Annotated in this window: 3 protein-coding genes; all 3 read left to right on the top strand. The window is 38.7% G+C overall.

Going from position 1 to position 21191, the window contains the following annotated elements; genetic code table 11:
- Positions 1-129: 129 nt before the first annotated feature.
- The 3 genes from ACE1CA_RS24630 to ACE1CA_RS24620 all read left to right on the top strand — a co-directional run bounded on the left by ACE1CA_RS24630 (position 130) and on the right by ACE1CA_RS24620 (position 21190).
- Complete coding sequence (locus ACE1CA_RS24630; protein ID WP_413280117.1) at positions 130-2202, top strand: ABC transporter ATP-binding protein/permease; 2073 nt, start codon at positions 130-132, stop codon at positions 2200-2202.
- Between the two features lie 488 nt (positions 2203-2690).
- Entirely contained in the window at positions 2691-13178 is a 10488-nt protein-coding gene (locus ACE1CA_RS24625) for an SDR family NAD(P)-dependent oxidoreductase (protein WP_413280116.1), read from the top strand.
- Positions 13175-21190 carry an amino acid adenylation domain-containing protein gene (locus ACE1CA_RS24620; RefSeq protein WP_413280115.1) on the top strand — a complete coding sequence of 2672 codons (8016 nt, stop codon included), beginning with the start codon at positions 13175-13177 and terminating at the stop codon, positions 21188-21190. The genes ACE1CA_RS24625 and ACE1CA_RS24620 overlap by 4 nt, the downstream gene beginning before the upstream one ends.
- Position 21191: the final 1 nt, after the last annotated feature.

Below are 21191 nucleotides of genomic sequence, written 5' to 3'. Positions count from 1 at the left end.
TGGCAAAACATTCTATAGGAAAAGTATCATGTCCTCAAGAATAGCTAAGGTAGCGGATATCAAAGTCAGACCTTTTCTCCATTGTGCGCTTCCCCATTCCCAATTTAAAATTTTTAACTAGACATAAAGATGCAATCTCCAATTTCTCTTGATAAAAACTCAGCCAGTGATGCGGCTTCAAATTCTACAAAATTCTGGGAGAATGTCAGAGCGATCGTCGCACCTTACTGGTATCCAACCCAGGCAGGGGGAAGAGCATTTTCAGACGTAATGCGTTCCTGGGCAATGCTCCTTCTCCTAATATTATTAATTATTATGCTGGTTGGTGTGACTGCTTTTAATAGCTTCGTTGGTCGTTATTTGGTTGATATCATTATTAATGAAAAAGATTTTACTAAATTTGTAGATACATTATTGCTTTTTGGTGTTGCCTTGTTATGTGTAACATTATTACTAGGCTTTTCTAGGTTTATTAGAAAACAAATTGCTCTTGATTGGTATCAATGGTTAAATAATTATATTATAACTAAATATTTGAGCAATCGTGCTTATTATAGAATTAACTTTAAATCTGATATTGATAATCCAGACCAACGAATATCGCAAGAACTTTCGCCTCTTACTAAAAATGTTCTAAGTTTTTCAGCTACTTTTTTAGAAAAAGTGCTAGAAATGACTGTTTTTTTAGTGATTCTTTGGTCTCTGTCACGATTGGCAGCAATTGTATTAGTCGTTTACACCGTAATTGGCAATTTAATTGCTGTTTACTTAGCTCAAGAATTGAGTAAGATTAATCAAGAAGAACTGGAATTTGAAGCGGATTATAATTACAGTCTAAATCATATTCGCAATCATTCTGAATCAATAGCTTTTTTTCAGGGAGAAGACCAAGAAGCAGGCATAGTACAACGAAGATTCAAGAATATTATTCAAACTACTAAACGTAAGATTAATTGGGAAAGGGGGCAGGATATTTTTAATAGAGGATATCAAGCAGTTATCCAAATTTTCCCATTTGTAGTATTTGGGCCTTTCCATCTTAGAGGCGAAATTGATTTTGGAGAGGTTGGTCAAGCTAGTTTAGCTTGTAATTTATTTGCCACTGCTATGGCAGAATTGATTGCTGAATTTGCTACTTCAGGACGACTTTCCAGTTATATTGAGCGATTTTCAGAATTTTCTGAGGCGTTGGAAGTTGTGAGTAAACAGCCGGAGAATGCAACTACTATCAAAACAATTGAAGATAACCGTTTGGCTTTTGAAAATGTTACTTTACAAACGCCTGACTACGAACAAGTTATTGTTGATAAGTTATCACTCTCGGTACAACCAGGAGAAGGTTTATTAATCGTTGGGCCAAGTGGTCGAGGGAAAAGTTCTCTATTGCGTGCGATCGCAGGTCTATGGAACGCTGGAACTGGTCGTTTAGTCCGACCTCCTCTAGAAGAGATGTTATTTTTGCCCCAACGTCCTTATATCATTTTGGGAACTTTGCGCGAGCAATTACTTTATCCCCACACTACTGGGCAAATTAGCGATCGAGAACTGGAAGCAATTCTAGAACAAGTTAATTTGCAAAATTTACTGCCACGAATCGAAAGTCTGGATAGTGAGCTTCCTTGGGAAAATATTTTATCTCTGGGAGAACAACAACGACTTGCTTTTGCACGACTACTAGTGAATCGTCCTAACTTTACGATATTAGACGAAGCTACCAGTGCCCTTGATTTGACGAATGAAGGCAATTTATATCACCAACTACAAGCAACTAACACAACTTTTATTAGTGTCGGACATCGAGAGAGTCTGTTTAATTATCATAGTTGGATTTTGGAGTTGACAGAAAATTCTCATTGGCGACTCCTTCCAGTGTCTGATTATCAGCGGCAAAAAGCTGTGATTCCTCCAGAAAATCCTCAAGATGCGATCGCTATTTCTGCTCAGACTACCGTCCAAAATCTCCTAGAAGAATCAATCGAAATAGCAGCAGATATTTCGGTTCAAGTTGCCCAAAATCTTCCTATTTCATCAGAAACAACTCCTATTGTAGGATTGTCTCATAAGGAATTGCAGCAATTAACAGATTATCAAATAAGTAGCATTAGAAGTATGGCAAGTCAACAAAAAACTGTAACAACTAAAAATGGAGTGACATATTACTATAATAAAGATCCTAAAGTATTGAAGTGGTTAAGAGTATAGATATTAAACTCTTAAGAGCAATTTTTGTGCAAAATTTCAGGTGCATCAAATGAAAAGTATAAATCGCTTACCAAATCAATGGATATGTAACTTATCGGCTATCAAGCAGAGTAAATACAGCATTTTTGCAAATTCTCAGGTACACTCAAGATTAATTTCCTATTGCCTGTTTCCTCACTTCAAAAACTCTATATCTTATCAGCATAGGAGTTGTTATATGCAACATTTAATAGAGATTTGTTAAAAAGTATTTCAAAATAGAAAAATAATTTTTCTACACTTGTGTTGACTAATTCACCCAAATGAGTAACAATTAATGATAAGAAAGGTATGATAAAGGAAAATTTATATGTTCGCACAATAGTCCTTGTTGATATCAACCCTAAAACTAAATGTATATAAATCTTTAACAAGATTTAAAGGAGATTTAGCTAATGCAGATAGATAATTACTGTAGTCAATCTTTTACCTATTCCAATCAAACAAAAATGAAATATCAAGAAATAGCCCAAGCTATCCAATCGAGTGATCTGGTAGAAGATTGTGTGCTAATAGAACGGAAAACAGAAGATTTCCAACTAGAATTAGTAGCTTATGTAGTTCCAGTAGGTAAATTTACAAGGGAACTATTGTTGCCTAATTTAGAAACAATTCTGCCAAAAGAAGCAATTCCAAAGGCGATCGTTCCCATCTCAACTTTACCATTAACTGTAACTGGAGAGATAGACAAAACAATTCTAGAGCAGCTAGAAATCACAGACAATGGATTAGAAGAAAAATGGACAAAGCAAATTAAAACTATACCAGAAGTTGAGCAAGTAGCAGTAGTAATTACTGAAGAAATTAAAACTCAAGAATCACTGCGACTATCAGACATACTTCCCGACTGTAAAAGTATTGCAACTTCCCAAAAATTAACCAGATTTGATCGCGAAACTAACAAGCAAAACGCCTCGGAAAACCAACAAGCAATCAGTCATGGAGGAGAACTAAAACCAAAAAAAAATGCCCCCACAATACTTGCCCAAGTTTTAGAAACAGCCGCCCATCAATGGGCAGAAAAACAGTTAGTGTATATTCATGCTGACGGTTCAGAGACTATTCAAACTTATAAAGAATTACTATTAGACGCACAAAAAATCTTAGCTGGATTAAGAAAGTTAGGTGTAAACCCCCAAGACAAAATAATATTTCAAATTGACGGAAGTCAAGATTTTATTCCCGCATTTTGGGGCTGTATATTAGGTGGATTTATTCCGGTACCAATTGCCATTGCACCTACCTACGAACAAATTAACAACACTGTCAGCAAACTGCATAAAGCTTATGAAATGCTAGACAAACCGCTGATTTTGACAAGTACAAAATTAGCTGCCGATATTGAGAAATTACCAAAATTATTAAATATACAAGAAAGATTTAAAATTGAGACAGTAGATAACTTACGCCAGAACGAACCAGATAGTAATATTCATCAAAGCCACCCAGAAGATTTAGCACTGCTATTGCTAACTTCCGGTAGCACAGGCACTCCAAAAGCTGTCATGCAAAGTCATCGCAGTTTGTTAAGTATGACTGCTGGTACCGCCCAAATGAATCAATTTAACCATCAAGATATTATCTTGAATTGGATGCCATTAGAGCACGTTGGCGCGATCGTATTTTTAGGACTAATGGCAGTAGATTTAGGATGTAAACAAATCCATATACCTACAGAATATATTCTGCAAAATCCACTGCGCTGGTTAGAATTAATTCAACAGCACAAAGCCTCAATTTCCTGGGCACCAAACTTTGCTTTTTCCTTACTCAATGACCGGGCGACACAGATAAATCAGAAATCTTGGAATTTATCTTCTATGAGATTTTTGGTTAATGCCGGAGAGCAAATAGTCCCCAAAATAGCACGCAACTTTATCAAACTTTTCCAACCTTATGGTCTACCAACTAATGCGATTCGTCCCGCATTTGGAATGTCAGAAACTTGTTCGGGAATAACTTGGTCGGAAGGATTTACCTTAGAAAATTCCTCAGATGAAATGTCATTTGTAGAGTTGGGTTTACCCATTCCTGGAGCATCAATTAGAATTACAGATGACAATAATCAAATAGTTGCAGAAGGAATAATTGGAAAATTCCAAGTTAAAGGATTATCAGTAACATCTGGATACTACCAAAATCCGCAAAAAAATCAAGAAGCCTTTACCGAAGATGGGTGGTTTAATACAGGAGATATCGGCTATATAAAAGCAGGAAAGATTGTCTTAACCGGGAGAGATAAAGATGATATTATTATTAATGGAATCAACTATTACAGCCATGAAATAGAATCCGTTGTCGAAGAAGTCGAGAGAGTAGAAGTTTCCTATACAGCTGCTTGTGCGGTGCAAATTGCGGGAAATAATGCCGATCAATTAGCAATATTTTTCCATAGTTATATCTCTGATAAAACTCAACTCAAAGATTTGATTAAAAAGATTCGGGGTGCAGTAGTTAAAAATGTGGGAGTCAACCCGAATTATATTATTCCAGTTAAAAAAGAAGCAATTCCTAAAACGGATATTGGCAAGATTCAACGATCGCAATTAGCCAAACGTTTTGAAGCCGGAGAATTTGATAGTATAATTCAACAACTAGGAATTAACTTAGAAAATCCCAACTTACTACCAGATTGGTTCTATCAGAAAATTTGGCAACCAAAACAACCAAATAAGCTAATAATTGCCAGCAAACCAAGCAACATTTTAATATTCTTAGATAAGTTAGGATTAGGAGAATGTTTGGCTAGAGAATTGGAAAAACAAGGTCATTCATATTTCGGAATTGAAATCGGAACCGAATTTAAGCAAGTAAGTTCTAATCAATATCAAATCAACCCAAATAACCCCGAACATTATCAGCAATTACTATCTGATTTAAAGGCGAGAGATTGGCAAATTAATCAAATTATTCATCTGTGGACTTATGATAACAATTCAGAAGAAATTACCAGTACAGAAACTTTAGAATCTTCTCAAGTTCCGGGAGTTTACAGTTTACTTGACTTGATTAAAGCCTTAAACAAAAACCAAAACAATCAAGGGAATATTCAATTATTAGTAGCTTCGACTTATAGTCAATTTACTGGAGAAACCGACCAAATTGCCTATCAAAAATCTCCGATGATTGGGTTAGTTAAAGTTATAGAGCAAGAAATCGCTAACTTAACGACTCGTCATATTGACTTAAGTATAGATGAAACGGCGGAAAATGCCGATCGCCTAATCCAAGAAATGCAGGTTGTCTCCAAAGAAACCGAAGTAGCTTATCGCCAAGGAATTAGGTTAATTTCTCGACTAGAAAAAGTAGAATTTCACCCAGAAAATTCCCCACAAATCACCTTTAAACAGGGAGGAATGTACTTAATTAGCGGCGGTTTAAGTGGTGTTGGTATAGAAATTGCCAAATCTTTACTCAAAAATTATCAAACCAAGCTTTTATTAATTGGGAGAACTCCCTTATCAAAAGTAACATCGGAAAAAATTACCGCTTATGAAGAACTGAAAAAACTAGGGTCAGAAATTGCTTATGAAGCAGTGGATGTTTGTGATTTACTGAGATTACAAGAAATAATTCAAGAAGCCAAAACTCGCTGGAATTGTCAACTTGATGGTATACTGCATTTAGCAGGGAGTTATCAAGAGCGATCGCTAATTGAAGAAACCCCCGAAACTTGGTCAACCGCATTAAAAGCAAAAGTAAACGGAACTTGGGTACTCAATCAAATCCTCAAAGAAAACCCCCAAGCAATTTTAATTAACTTCGCTTCAGTCAGTAATTTCTTAGGCGGTGCAACAGTCGGCGCTTATGTTGCAGCCAATCAATTTTTAGAAAGTTTCACCCATTATCAACGAAGCAAACTAGGACTAAAAAGCTATTGTTTTAGTTGGAGTCTTTGGGATGGAATAGGCATTAGTCAAGACGATCGAAGAGTAAAAATAGCACAAACTAAAGGCTATTATTCCATAACTCCCCAACAAGGATTGTACTCCTTACTAATAGGATTGCGCTACAACCAAACCCATTTATTAATCGGATTGAATGGAAGTAACCGGAATATTCGTAAATATGTAGACGACACCTATTCCTTAGAAAAATTAACAGGTTATTTTACAGCTAAAAACCACATTTCTTTAGAACTTACATCGAATTGGGTAATCAAAGACCGTTTTGGAACACCCACAACCTGTAACTTGGTACAATTAGCAGAAATGCCCTTAACTAAAACAGGCATTATTGACCGAGAAAAACTGATTAAAGGCGATTTCAGTCAAGAGAAAACCCAGTCAGCACAACCCCTAAATGAAATAGAAACTCAAATAGCAAAAATTTGGCAAGAAGTTTTACAATTACCAGAAATCAGCGTCAATGACAACTTCTTTGAACTTGGCGGACATTCATTACTTTTGGTACAAGTTCAAAGCAAATTGCAAGAATTCTTTCAAATCCCACTGTCCATAGTGGATATGTTTAAATATCCCAGTATTAGCAGTTTAGCCAAATATTTAAATCAAGGACAAACTGAATCACCATCAGTAAAACAAGGACAAAAACGGGCTCAAGTTCGCAGTTCTCTTCACAAAATAGGTACATCAGATATTGCCGTAATTGGAATGTCTTGTCGTTTTCCCGGTGCTAACAACATTAACGAATTTTGGCAAAACTTAGCCAATGGCGTAGAATCAATTGCCTTTTTCAGCGAAGAAGAAGTAATAGCCTCTGGGATAGATCCAAAAGTAGTAAAAAATCCTAACTACGTCAAAGCCAAACCAATCTTATCAGATGTAGAAACCTTTGATGCCGACTTTTTTGGATATAGTAGCAGAGAAGCCGAATTAATTGACCCGCAACAGCGTCTTTTACTCGAATGTGCCTGGGAAAGTTTAGAAGATGCCGGGTATAATCCTTTTAATTATACTGGTGCGATCGGCATTTATGCAGGTGCCGTCATGAACACTTATTTACTAAATAACATTTATCCCAACCGCCACAAACTTGACATTAATGATAACTTGCAAATCGCCACAATGGACTCAATGGGTGGCTTGCAAATGATGGTTGCTAATGATAAAGATTACATCACCACCAGAATTTCTTACAAACTCAATCTTACAGGCCCCAGTGTAAATGTGCAAACCGCTTGTTCCACATCTTTAGTAACAGTTCACATGGCGTGCGCCAGCTTACTGAGTGGCGAAAGTGATATGGCTTTAGCGGGTGGAGTTTCGATTCACGTACCACAAAAAGTTGGTCATTTATATCAAGAAGGAATGATTGTCACACCAGATGGTCATTGTCGGGCATTTGATGCCAAAGCGCAAGGGACTATCTTTGGTAGTGGTGCCGGAATGGTGCTATTAAAAAGATTGGAAGACGCTTTAGCAGACAATGACCACATCTATGCAGTTATCAAAGGCTCTGCTATTAATAACGATGGGGCATCGAAAGTTGGCTACATGGCTCCTAATGGCGATGGTCAAACCTCTGTAGCGACGCAAGCAATTTCAATGGCACAAATTGACCCTGAGACTATAGGATATATTGAAGCGCACGGAACTGCAACACCGCTGGGAGATCCGATCGAAATCACCGGATTAACCCAAGCATTTCGCGCCAGTACCCAAGCAAAAAACTTTTGTGGTATAGGTTCAGTAAAAACCAACATCGGTCATTTGCAAATCGCCTCTGGCATCGCCGGATTTATCAAAACCGTCCTCGCAGTTTACCACAAACAAATTCCCCCCAGCCTACATTTTGAACAACCAAATCCGCAGTTAGATTTACCCAACACTCCTTTTTATGTCAACACCACTTTAAAAGATTGGCAAACTTCCGGTTATCCGCGACGTGCGGGAGTAAACTCTTTAGGAATTGGCGGAACAAATGCTCACGTAATATTAGAAGAAGCACCAGAAACAGCACCAATAAAAAGTCAAATTGAGCGTCCAGTTCACTTACTTACCCTCTCAGCCAAAACTGACCAAGCATTAACCAAATTACAACAAAATTATCGAGAATATTTAATATCAAATCCTGAACTTTCTTTAGCAGATATTTGCTACACAGCCAACACAGGAAGAGAACATTTTGAGCGTCGTCTCGCCTTTGTTGCTGAATCGAAAAAACAATTAATCGAGCAAATAACTGATGTAAAAATTCCATCTTTATCCCCGAAAAAACCATCAAAAATCGCCTTTTTATTCTCTGGACAAGGCTCACAATATCTCAACATGGGGCGGCAGCTTTACGACACTCAACCAGTTTTTCGCCAAACATTAGAACAATGCAATGAAATACTACTTCCCTATCTGGAAAAATCATTATTAGAGATAATTTATGCCCCAGAAACCGAAGCAGAAACATTAAATCAAACTGCCTATACTCAACCTGCATTATTTGCTATTGAATATGCTTTGTATCAACTGTGGAAATCTTGGGGAATCACACCAAACATAGTCATGGGACACAGCGTTGGCGAATATGTTGCTGCTTGTGTCGCTGGAGTATTTAGTTTAGAATCAGCACTAAAACTCATTGCTTATCGGGGCAAATTAATGCAACAATTGCCCGCAGGAGGCGAGATGGTTTCACTGATAGCTTCCGAAGAAAAAATTAGGAAAATTATCACAAATTATGGTGAAAGAGTAGCTATTGCTGCCATCAACAGTCCTCAAAGCATCGTCATCTCTGGAGTTAGCCAAGACCTAAAAACTATTGTTGAAGAACTTGCAAAAGAAAATATAAAAACCAAAAAATTAGAAGTTTCCCATGCCTTCCATTCCCCATTAATGCAACCAATGTTAGCAGAATTTGAGCAAATAGCTAACAGCATCACCTACAATCAACCGGAAATACCCATCATTTCTAACCTCAGCGGAAACCTAGCTGATGAAAACATTAATACAGCAAAATATTGGGTAAATCATATTATTCAACCCGTGCAATTTACCCGGAGTATGGAAACATTAAATCAGCTAAAACATGAAATATTTTTAGAGATAGGGGCAAAACCAATCTTATTAGGAATGGGACGGGAATGTTTGCTAGAAAACACAGGAATATGGTTGCCTTCATTGCGTCCAGGGATGAACGAATGGCAACAAATGCTTGCTAGTTTAGCTCAATTATATGTTGCTGGATTAAAGGTAAATTGGTCAGAATTCGATCGCCACTATCCCAGAAACAAAGTAATTTTACCCAACTATCCCTTGCAAAGACAGCGTTATTGGATTGACAACAAACCTTCTGGTTCTCAAAGACAACAAAACTTCCCAAAACTACACCCATTACTAGACAAAAAACTTCAGTTGCCTTTAAGCAAAGAAAACCTCTTTGAGTCTGACTTTAACACGGAAAATCAACCATTCTTATTAGACCATTTAATTTACAACCAAGTCATCGTCCCAGGAGCCTCTCATCTCTCCTTATTGTTAGGTGCAGCCAAATTAACTCTTGGTAGTGAGGCATTTATTATTAAAAATATTATCTTCCCTCAACCGCTAGTAATTCCAGAAGGAAAAACTCGTAAACTCCAATTACTCATCACAGCAAAAGAAAGCCAAACTTCCTTTCAACTTATCAGTTTTATTCCCGAATCAAACGATACCAATCAGGTAAATGAATGGCTAGTTCATGCTACAGGAGAAATCGGTAAAATTGGTAATACTAAACAAGTAGAAACTAACTTTATTCTAGAAATCAAAGCCCGTTGCACTAAACAAATAGCTGGGTCAGAAATTTACCAAAGTTGGCAAAAGCGACAAATTCAAATGGGTGCAAGCTTCCAGTGGCTTGATAGTATTTGGTGTGGCGAAAAAGAAGCCTTAGCCCAAATGAAATGGCTCGATTGGGTAGATAGTTTAGCAGATTATCAATTATATCCAGGTTTAATAGACTCTTGTTTACAAATGGCAAGCCTTTTCCTACCTAGTGAAGAAACTTATGTACCCTTTGCCATAGAAAACTTCCGATTCTACCAAAGTCCAACAACAGAGCAATTATGGTGTCATGCGCTGCAAAGACAAAGGGAAAACGCCCATTTAATCGATTTCACACTATTTGAGATTAACGGACAAGTAATTGCAGAAATTGTTGGCGTAGAAGCCAAAAAAGTCAATCCTAAATTATTACTCCATTCACTTGAGTCAAAAATTACCGACTGGTTGTATGAAATAGAATGGCAACTAGTCCCTGAAAAAACATCTAATACTAAGATGCCAGAGAACTGGTTGATTTTAATTGATTCGGAAGGACTAGGGCAACAATTAGCCAAAAAATTGCAACTCCAAGGAGCTAATTGCATATTAGTATCTGCTGGTGTAAGCTACGAGAAAATAGACGAACAACATTATCAAATTAATCCCCATCAACCAAGTCACTTCCAAAAACTGTTAACTGAAAACATCAATATCAAACAATCATTCAACATTGTTCACTTGTGGAGTATTTCAACTCACCAACCAGAAGTAAAAGAAGTAAAAAATTGTTCGAGCGTTTTACATTTAGTCCAAGCAGTTCAGCAACAAAATTGGGAAAAAGCTCCACATTTATGGCTGGTGACAAAAGGAACTCAAGCAGTAACAACAATACCCCAATCAGTTAACCTAAATGGTTCTAGTTTGTGGGGATTAGGTCGAGTCATTGCTTTAGAATATCCCGAATTACAATGTACTAGATTAGACTTATCTGCCCAAGCAACCACAGAACATAACTTGCAAGCATTATTGTTAGAGTTAGCCGCACCAGATACAGAAAACCAAATCGCCTACCGTCAGAATCAGCGATATATTGCTAGATTGGTGCGACATCAAAGCGAATCTACCAAACAAAAATCTGTGCAATTAAAGTTATCTGAATATGGAGTTTTGGATAATTTATTCCTCATAGAAATGACACCTCGCACTCCACAAGCAAACGAAGTAAAAATTCAAGTGCAAGCTACTCCGATTAATTTTCGAGATGTACTTAATGCTTTGGGAATGCTGAAAGAATATTATGCCGAACAGATGGGAATTACTCAGATTAGCGATTTAACTTATGGTTTGGAATGTGCGGGTGTTGTTGTTGCTGTGGGAGAGAATGTTTCTGACTTGCAAGTTGGGGATGAAGTGATGGCATTTGCTACCACTCACGATGCCTTGAGCAGTTTTATCACTTTACCAATAGGAACGGTAGTTAAAAAGCCCAAGAACTTAAGTTTCATTGAAAGTGTGACGATTCCGATCGCATTTCTCACCGCAGAATACGGTTTAAATCATCTAGCCAAAATTCAACCAGGAGAACGAATCTTAATTCATTCTGCCGCAGGAGGTGTAGGTTTAGCCGCAGTTCAAATCGCACTCGCTACAGGTGCAGAAGTATTCGCCACCGCTGGATTACAAAAGTGGGAAATACTCAAAGCAATGGGAGTTAAACACCTAATCAACTCCCGCAGCTTAGACTTTGCCGAACAAGTGATGAAACTGACACAAGGAAAAGGAGTAGATATTGTTCTTAATAGTTTGAATGGAGAATATATTCCCAAAAATTTAGAGGTATTAGCTCACCAAGGGCGATTTATCGAAATTGGTAAATTAGGCATTTGGAATGAGAGCCAAGTTAAAACAATTAGAGAAGATGTTTCCTATTTTCCCTTTGATTTAGGGGAAGTTAACTACAGTCAACCGGGTTTAATACGTATGATGTTAAACCAGTTGACAGAGAAGTTTGAAACAGGTATTCTTCAGCCTTTACCACCAACAGTATATTCCCTGGAAAAAGTAGTGGATGCTTTCCGTTATGTAGCTAGTGGCAAGCATTTCGGTAAAGTAGTAATATCAATGCCTCCAGTAAGTGCAACAAAAGAACCATTATCTATCAAAGCAAATGGGAGTTATTTGATTACTGGTGGATTAGGTGCATTAGGTTTAGAGGTGGCTGAATGGTTGGTGGAAAAAGGAGTACAACAAATAGTGTTAACTGGAAGAAGTACACCTTCTCCAGAAGTACAAGAACGGATTAGAGATTGGGAACAATCAGGTATAAAAGTGGAGGTGCTCAAAGCAGATGTTTCTCAAAGTACTCAGGTAGTTGAAGTTCTGCAAAAAATTCGCACGCAACTACCGCCACTTAGAGGAATTATTCATGCGGCTGGAGTTTTGGATGATGGAGTCTTGCAGCAGCAATCAAAAGAACGCTTTGAGCGAGTGATGGCGGCAAAAGTGTCTGGTGCATGGCATCTTCATTGTTTGACTCAAGATTGTCCGTTGGAATTTTTTGTCTGTTTTTCTTCGATAAGTTCGGTGATTGGGTCTGTGGGGCAAGGAAATTATGCAGCGGCTAATGCTTTTCTCGATACTTTAGCTCATTATCGGCGATCGCTCAATCTCCCCGCCTTAACTATTAACTGGGGGCCTTGGGGTGAAGTGGGAATGGCAGCTAAATTAGAGAGTCGGGATACTCAACGTTTACAAGCAATGGGTATTGGTGTTATCTCTCCTGAACAAGGTTTAGCAGTTTTAGAGCAGTTGTTGAATCAATCTTCGGCACAAGTGGCAGTTTTACCAATAAATTGGCAGCATTTAAACAGTCAATCCCCATTTTTCGCTAATTTTATCCAATCTGCTCCTGAGAAAGTCCATCAGTCTGATTTAATAACTTACCTACGGGAGCGCATTGCCAAAGTCTTAGGAATAACTACATCTAAGTTAGATATTGATGAGCCTTTAAACAAAATGGGACTTGACTCTCTCATGGTTGTAGAGTTAAGAAATCGCTGTCGAGCAGAGTTAGAGATTAATATCCCCATCACTAAATTCTTGGATGGAGTTAGTGTCGTTGATTTAACTCAATTTATCCGCCAACAAATTGTTGATGAAAAAAGTATTTCCTCAGTAGAAATTGTACCTACTATTACATCAAATCAAAACAAAAACAATTGGATTGAAGGAGAATTATGAATTTAACTAAGCTTCTACAACATCTGTCTGCCAAGAATGTTGAACTCTGGGTTGATGAAGACAAACTGCGTTACCGAGCACCGGAAAAGGTATTAACTCCTGATTTACTGACGCAAATCAAACAATACAAGTCAGAAATTATCCAAATTTTAGGAAAAAGTACTGATAATCTGGCAACATATCCCCTCTCTTACGGTCAAGAAGCTCTGTGGTTTCTTTATCAATTAGCACCGAACAGTGTTGCTTATAACGTCACTTATGCAGCCAAATTAGTTAACAATTTAAATATTCCGGCTCTCAAACAAGCTTGCCAACTTCTAGTTGAACGCCATCCAGTTTTTCGCACTACTTTTACCACAATCAATGACAAACCAATGCAGACTGTGCGGGAAAATCAACCCGTTTGTTTTACTGTTCAAGAGATTTTTGATGCTAGTAAAGATGAAATAAATAATTTACTCCTAGAAGAAAGCAGTCATGTTTTTAATTTAGAAAATGGGGAATCATCTCGCTTTCATTTGTTAGTGAATGATCGAAAAAATAATACTGAAATCACTAAAGAATATATTTTTTCGCTTGCGGCACATCATATAATTACGGATTTTTGGTCATTAGAAATTGTTGTTAGTGAATTAAAGATTTTATATGAAGCAATTACCGCAGGTAAAACACCCCAACTACCTGCACAAAATTGCCAGTATCGCGATTATGCGATCTGGTCGAGGCAAATGCTTGCGGGTAAAATTGGGGAGGATTTATATAATTATTGGCTCCGAAAACTTTCCGGGGAGTTGCCACTCCTGAATTTACCAACGGATAGACCCAGACCTGCAATTCAAACCTATAATGGTGCCAACCACTTTTTTACTATTGAAGAAGAACTGACGCAAAAGCTGACCCAATTGGCTCAGCAGGAAGGTACATCTTTATACACAGTTTTCTTAGCAGGTTTACAATTATTATTACTACGTTATACAGATCAAGAGGATATTTTAATTGGTTCGCCGACAGTGAATCGCAACCGCAGTGAATTTGAACGGGTGGTGGGTTATTTTACCAATCCGGTGGTTTTGCGAACTGACTTGTCAGGAAATCCGACGTTTCAAGAGTTACTTGGACGATCGCGTTCTTGTATCCTAGAAGCTCTAGACCATCAAGATTACCCCTTTGCGTTGTTAGTAGAACAACTGCAACCTGTGCGTGACCCTAGCTATTCACCTTTATGTCAAGTAATGCTTGCCTGGGAACGTCCTCATCAAAGTCAAGAAACTGCTTCATTGATGGAAAATGATGGGTTAATTGTGGAATCAATCATAGCAGGAGAGCCAGGAGCCGCGTTTGATTTAACTTTGACTATTTTTGACTTACCAGGAACATTGAAAGCAAAGTGGAATTACAATACAGATTTGTTTGATGGTAGAACGATCGAGCGAATGACAGGTCATTTTCAAACTTTACTAGAAGCTATTGTCGGTAATCCTGAAACACCAATTTCGCAATTACCAATCTTAACCACAACTGAACAACAGCAGTTATTAGTCGAATGGAATGATACTCAAACTGATTATCCAGTTGATAAATGTCTGCATCAATTATTTGAAACACAGGTAGAAAAAACACCAGATGCAGTAGCAGTAGTGTTTGAAAATCAACAGTTAACTTATTCACAATTGAATAATCGCGCCAATCAACTAGCACATTACTTACGCTCTTTAAGTGTGGATGCTGATGCGTTAGTAGGGATTTGTGTCGAACGTTCTATTGAAATGGTAGTCGGATTATTAGGGATTCTCAAAGCCGGAGGAGCATATCTTCCTCTTGACCCAGAATATCCTCAAGAACGTCTACAATTCATGCTTCAAGACGCTCAAGTTTCCGTAATACTGACCCAACAGCGACTTCTTGAAAAGCTAAAAATCACCCAAGAAAACTTAATTTGTTTAGATACAGACTGGCAAACAATTCAACAGTGGAGTCAGTCAAACCCCATCTGTAAATTAGCACCAGAAAACTTAGCTTATGTAATTTACACTTCTGGTTCCACAGGACAACCAAAAGGAGCAATGAACACCCACAAAGGCATCTGCAATCGCTTAATATGGATGCAAGAAGCATATCAATTGACAACAGAAGATGTAGTATTGCAAAAAACCCCCTTTAGCTTTGATGTCTCAGTTTGGGAATTCTTTTGGACATTGTGTAATGGTAGTCGGTTAGTTATCGCTCGACCAGAAGGACATCGGGATAGAGAATATTTAGTAAATTTGATCGCCCAACAGCAAGTAACCACCTTGCATTTTGTCCCCTCAATGTTGCAAGTATTTCTGGAAAGTGAAAACTTAGCACCATGTCAGAGTTTGCGGCGAGTGATTTGTAGTGGAGAAGCTTTATCGCTGGACTTACAAGCAAAATACTTTGAGCGATTAGGATGCGAATTACATAATCTTTATGGGCCAACAGAAGCAGCAATAGACGTAACCTATTGGCAATGCCAAAAAGAGAGCCAACTAACAACAGTACCACTAGGAAGACCCATAGCCAACACCCAGATTTATATACTTGACTCCTACCTGCAACCAGTACCGATTGGAGTTCCAGGAGAATTGCACATTGGAGGTGCTGGACTAGCCAGAGGCTACCTGAATCGTCCAGAATTAACAAAAGAAAAATTTATCACTAATCCCTTTGACAATAGTGAACGACTGTATAAAACCGGGGATTTAGCCCGCTACTTACCCGACGGCAACATCGAATACTTAGGACGCATCGACCACCAAGTAAAAATCCGGGGTTTCCGCATCGAGTTAGGCGAAATAGAAGCAGTTTTGAACCAACATCCCCAAGTGCAATCTAGCGTAGTCATCGCCAGAGAAGACAACTCAGGAGAAAAAAGGTTAGTTGCTTATCTAGTTTCCGATTCCGAAGTTACACCTACTATAAACGAACTGCGAGAATACTTAAAAGCCAAGTTACCAGAATACATGATACCGAGTGCCTTTGTATTCTTAGAAACCTTACCACTCACACCCAACGGAAAAATAGACAGAAAAGCCCTACCCAAACCCGAAACCCGTTCAGGAATCGAAACCAAACTAATCGCCCCCCGCACCCCAGAAGAAGAAACACTAGCAACAATTTGGAAACAAGTTTTGCGAGTCGAACAAATCGGAATTCATGATAACTTCTTTGAACTCGGAGGGGATTCAATCTTAAGCATCCAAATCATCAGCCGAGCCAAAAAAGCCGGAATAGAACTAACAGTCAAACAAATATTTTCCCATCAAACGATCGCCGAATTAGCCAGAGTAGCCGGAACCAGAAAAACCACTCAAATTCCCCAAAGACTAATCACAGGACTAGTAGAATTAACCCCAATTCAACAGTGGTTTTTCGAGCAAAACCCAGCCGAACCACACCACTTTAATCAATCATTCCTACTCACAACCCCACCCGACTTTCACCCAGAGTACCTCAAACCAATTTGGCAAGAACTACTCAAACATCACGATGCCTTGCGACTAAGATTTACCCAGACACAATCAGGTTGGCAACAAATTCACGCCACTCCAACCGAAGACATAACCATTCACGAAATCGACTTATCAAATATAGCAGAAACCGACGAACTGTCCGCAGAAATTGAAAAACAAGCCAATCGCATACAAGCCAGCTTAGATTTAGCAGAAAATCTACTGCAAATCGCCTATTTTAACTTAGGAAAATCCCAACCAGGAAGACTACTAATCATCATTCACCATTTAGTAGTAGATGGCGTATCATGGCGGATATTATTAGAAGACTTCCAGACAGCATACCAACAAATAACTCAAAATCAACCAATCCAACTTCCAGCCAAAACCACCTCATTCCAAGACTGGGCAAAGCATCTCAAACAATATGCTCAATCAGAAAAATTAAAATCAGAATTGACTTACTGGTTAAAAGAATCCGATGTAGTTTCTCCAATTCCAGTAGACTATTCCCAAGGAGAGAATACAGTAGCCTCAGCCAAAAATATTTGTGTATCGTTAAATGGCACACAAACCCAGGCATTAATCCAAGAAGTACCAGCAGCATATAAAACCCAAATCAACGACATATTATTAACAGCCTTAGTTCGGGTAATTAGTAAATGGACTAACGCCAAAGCAGTGTTATTCAACCTAGAAGGACACGGGCGAGAAGAAGAAATAATTGGGGAAGTAGATTTATCCCGGACGATCGGTTGGTTTACCACAATTTTTCCAGTATTAATAGAGCTAGAAGACCAACATGATTGGGGAACAATCATCAAATCAGTCAAAGAACAAATCCGGGCAATTCCTCACAAAGGAATCGGCTACGGAATCCTACGTTATCTCTGTGATGACCCCGAAATTAACCAGCAATTTAAAGCCGCCAAAATCGTAGAAATTACCTTCAACTATTTAGGTCAATTTAGTCAAACATTCAATCAATCATCTGGATTACAACTAGCCAAAGAAGCTAGTAGAAATAACCAAAGTTTAGCAAATCAGCGATCGGCACTACTGGATATTAACGCCATAATTAGCAATGAATGTTTGCAAATAAATTGGACATACAGCAGCAATATTCATCAACACCGAACCATTGAAAAAATCGCCCAAGAATTTGTGGCAACATTGCAAGAAATCATTACTCACTGTCTCAACCCAGAAAACAGTGATTATACAGTGAGTGATTTCCCATTAATCAAGCTCAATCAACTCGAACTAGAGCAAGTATGGACAAACTTATCATTAACCGCCACTCAAAAGCGAAATATTGAAGATATCTATCCCCTCTCACCCATGCAACAGGGGATGATGTTTGAAAGTTTGTCTGCACCAGAATCAGGAGTATATTTTGAGCAGATGATTTGCACCTTGAGTGGCAACATAAATGTGTCCACCTTGGAACAAGCATGGCAACAAGTTGTAGCACATCATTCCGTATTCCGCAGTGCCTTTGTCTGGTCATCTTTGCCACAACCAGTGCAAATAGTGTTTCGACAAGTAGAAGTGAAACTCCAGACTCAAGACTGGCGAGAGTTATCCCCATCACAACAGCAACAAGAATTAGAAGCATTTCTCAAAGCACAAAGACAGCTTGGGTTCGATTTTACCCAAGCACCATTACTGCGCTTACATCTAATCCAACTAGAAGCAAATACTTATCAATTGGCGTGGAGTTTTCATCACATACTACTGGATGGTTGGTCATTACCTTTAGTATTTCAAGACCTGTGGCAAAGTTATCAAGCAATTAGCCAAGGAAAAACTGTCGAGGCGCGACCATCGATAAGCTATCGTCACTACATAGCATGGTGGCAACAACAAGAAATCGCACCAGCCGAAGCTTTTTGGCGGACTAAACTCCAAGGTTTTACAGCCCCAACACCGTTAATGATAGAGCAAGCTTTAGCTGGTCGAACCACTGGAGAAGCGAGTTATCGGGAACAAGAACTTCACTTAGGTAGGGAAGCGACGGCTAAGGCAGTATCTTTTGTCCGGGAACATCAATTAACGTTAAATAATTTGGTACAGGCAACATGGGCGCTGTTGCTGTCTCGCTATTCTCAAGAATTCGATGTGGTGTTTGGTGCGACGGTTTCTGGTCGTCCAGCAGCGATCGCAGGTGTGGAATCAATGGTAGGGTTATTTATTAATACTTTACCGATGCGGGTTGAAATCACAGAGCAGACCGAACTGCTGGAGTTGTTAAAAGGGTTACAAGCGCAACTGATTGAGTCGGAACAATTTTCTTATAGTTCCTTGGTGGAGATCCAAGGATGGAGTGATGTTCCTAGAGGCACCGCTTTGTTTGATAGTATTGTGGTGTTTGAGAATTATCCCATAGAACGGCAAGCTCTAGAAACGAATGGTGGTTTCTCGCTGACGAATTTCCGGGGAATTGAACAAACCAATTATCCGTTGACGCTGGTAGTGATGCCTGGGGAACAATTGTTGGTGAAAATCAGTTATGATGCTAACCGTTTTGAGTATGACTCTATCAATCGGATGTTGGGTCATTTTCAGACTTTACTCGCAGCTATCGTTGAAAATCCCCAAACACCAATTTCGCAATTACCAATCTTAACCACAACTGAACAACAGCAGTTATTAGTCGAATGGAATGATACTCAAACTGATTATCCGATCGATCAATGTCTGCATCAATTATTTGAACAGCAAGTAGAAAAGACACCAGATGCAGTAGCAGTAATATTTGAAGACCAACAATTGACTTATTCACAATTGAACGATCGAGCCAATCAATTAGCACATTATCTACGTTCTTTAGGTGTGGATGCTGATGTGTTAGTAGGGATTTGTGTAGAACGTTCCCTAGAAATGGTAATCGGATTATTAGGGATTCTCAAAGCCGGAGGAGCATATCTTCCTCTTGACCCAGAATATCCTCAAGAACGTCTACAATTCATGCTTGATGATTCTCAGGTAAAAGTTTTACTCACACAACAGCAAGTCCTTGATAAATTACCCGCCACCCAAGCAAACATTCTCTGTTTAGATGATATCTGGTCACAAATTAGCCAAAATCCCCAAGATAATCCAAATAGTGAAGTGAGTTCTTCACATCTGGCTAATTTGATTTATACTTCTGGTTCTACAGGTAAGCCTAAAGGAGTAATGGTGGAGCATCGGGGATTGTGCAATCTAGCTATGGCTCAGATTCAGGCTTTTGCTTTGGATTCAAATAGTCGTGTCCTTCAGTTTGCTTCTTTGAGTTTTGATGCTTCGATTTCGGAAATTATCATGGCTTTTGGCTCTGGGGCAACACTTTATTTGGGGAGCAAAGATTCTTTCATGCCCGGTCAGCCGTTAATGGAACGATTAAGAGATGATGCCATTACTCATGTCACTTTACCACCATCGGCTTTAGCAGTGCTGCCTGTTGCGGAACTGCCAACACTGCAAACGATCGTTGTTGCAGGTGAAGCTTGTGCTGCTCAACTGATTCAACAGTGGTCTGTGGGTCGTCATTTCTTCAATGCTTATGGGCCAACAGAAGCTAGTGTTTGTGCCACTATTGCTCAATGTGGTGATGGCGATGGTAGAATTTCGATCGGTCGCCCGATAGCTAATACTCAAGTTTACATTCTCGATTTCTACTTACAACCAGTCCCAGTAGGAGTACCAGGAGAATTGCATATTGGCGGTGCTGGACTAGCCAGAGGCTACCTGAATCGGAAAGAATTAACACAAGAAAAATTTATCACTAATCCCTTTGACAATAGTGAACAACTGTATAAAACTGGGGATTTAGCTCGTTATTTACCGGATGGGAATATTGAATACTTGGGACGGATCGATAATCAAGTAAAAATTCGCGGTTTCCGTATTGAATTGGGCGAAATTGAAGCTTTGTTAAGTCAATGTCATCAAGTGCAAGCTGCTGTGGTAATTGCTAGAGAAGATATCCCTGGTGATAAACGTTTGGTGGCTTACATTGTGCCACAACCAGATACAGCACTGACGGTGAGTGAACTGCGGGAATTCCTTAAAGTTGAGCTACCAGATTACATGATACCGAGTGCTTTTGTGATTTTGGAGTCTTTGCCTTTAACTCCTAATGGTAAAGTCGATCGCCGTACTCTGTTAAAACATGAGCTAACTATTCAACCTAAAGACGATTATGTAATGCCAACAACAGAGGTAGAAAAAATCATTGCTTTGGTTTGGCAAAAAGCTCTGAAATTAGAAAAGGTGGGAATTTATGACAATTTCTTCGAGATGGGGGGTCATTCATTACTTATGGTGCAAATTAATAAACAATTGGAAGAAATGTTGAATTTGCAATTCCCACTTACGGATATGTTTAAATATCCAGATATACATAATTTAAGTAAGTATTTGACCGATAAGTTACAAGAAGAAACTCGATCTGAAGATAACGATCGCAGCCAAACTCACAGCAATAGTAAAGCTTCAAGAAACCAACGTTCGCAAGTTAGACAACAATATCGTTCTCAAAAAAGGAGTGAAAAATAAC

Source organism: Floridaenema evergladense BLCC-F167, assembly GCF_041929205.2.
GTDB classification, from domain to species: Bacteria; Cyanobacteriota; Cyanobacteriia; order Cyanobacteriales; family Aerosakkonemataceae; genus Floridanema; species Floridanema evergladense.
The sequence above is the reverse complement of the archived record's forward strand: the minus strand, read 5'-3'. Positions and strand labels throughout refer to the sequence as shown.

What these genes read in the sequence shown, in the direction of transcription:
- ACE1CA_RS24630 (WP_413280117.1), top strand. Translation starts at nt 130, where the DNA reads ATGCAATCTCCAATTTCTCTTGATAAAAACTCAGCCAGTGATGCGGCT.
- ACE1CA_RS24625 (WP_413280116.1), top strand. Translation starts at nt 2,691, where the DNA reads ATGAAATATCAAGAAATAGCCCAAGCTATCCAATCGAGTGATCTGGTA.
- ACE1CA_RS24620 (WP_413280115.1), top strand. Translation starts at nt 13,175, where the DNA reads ATGAATTTAACTAAGCTTCTACAACATCTGTCTGCCAAGAATGTTGAA.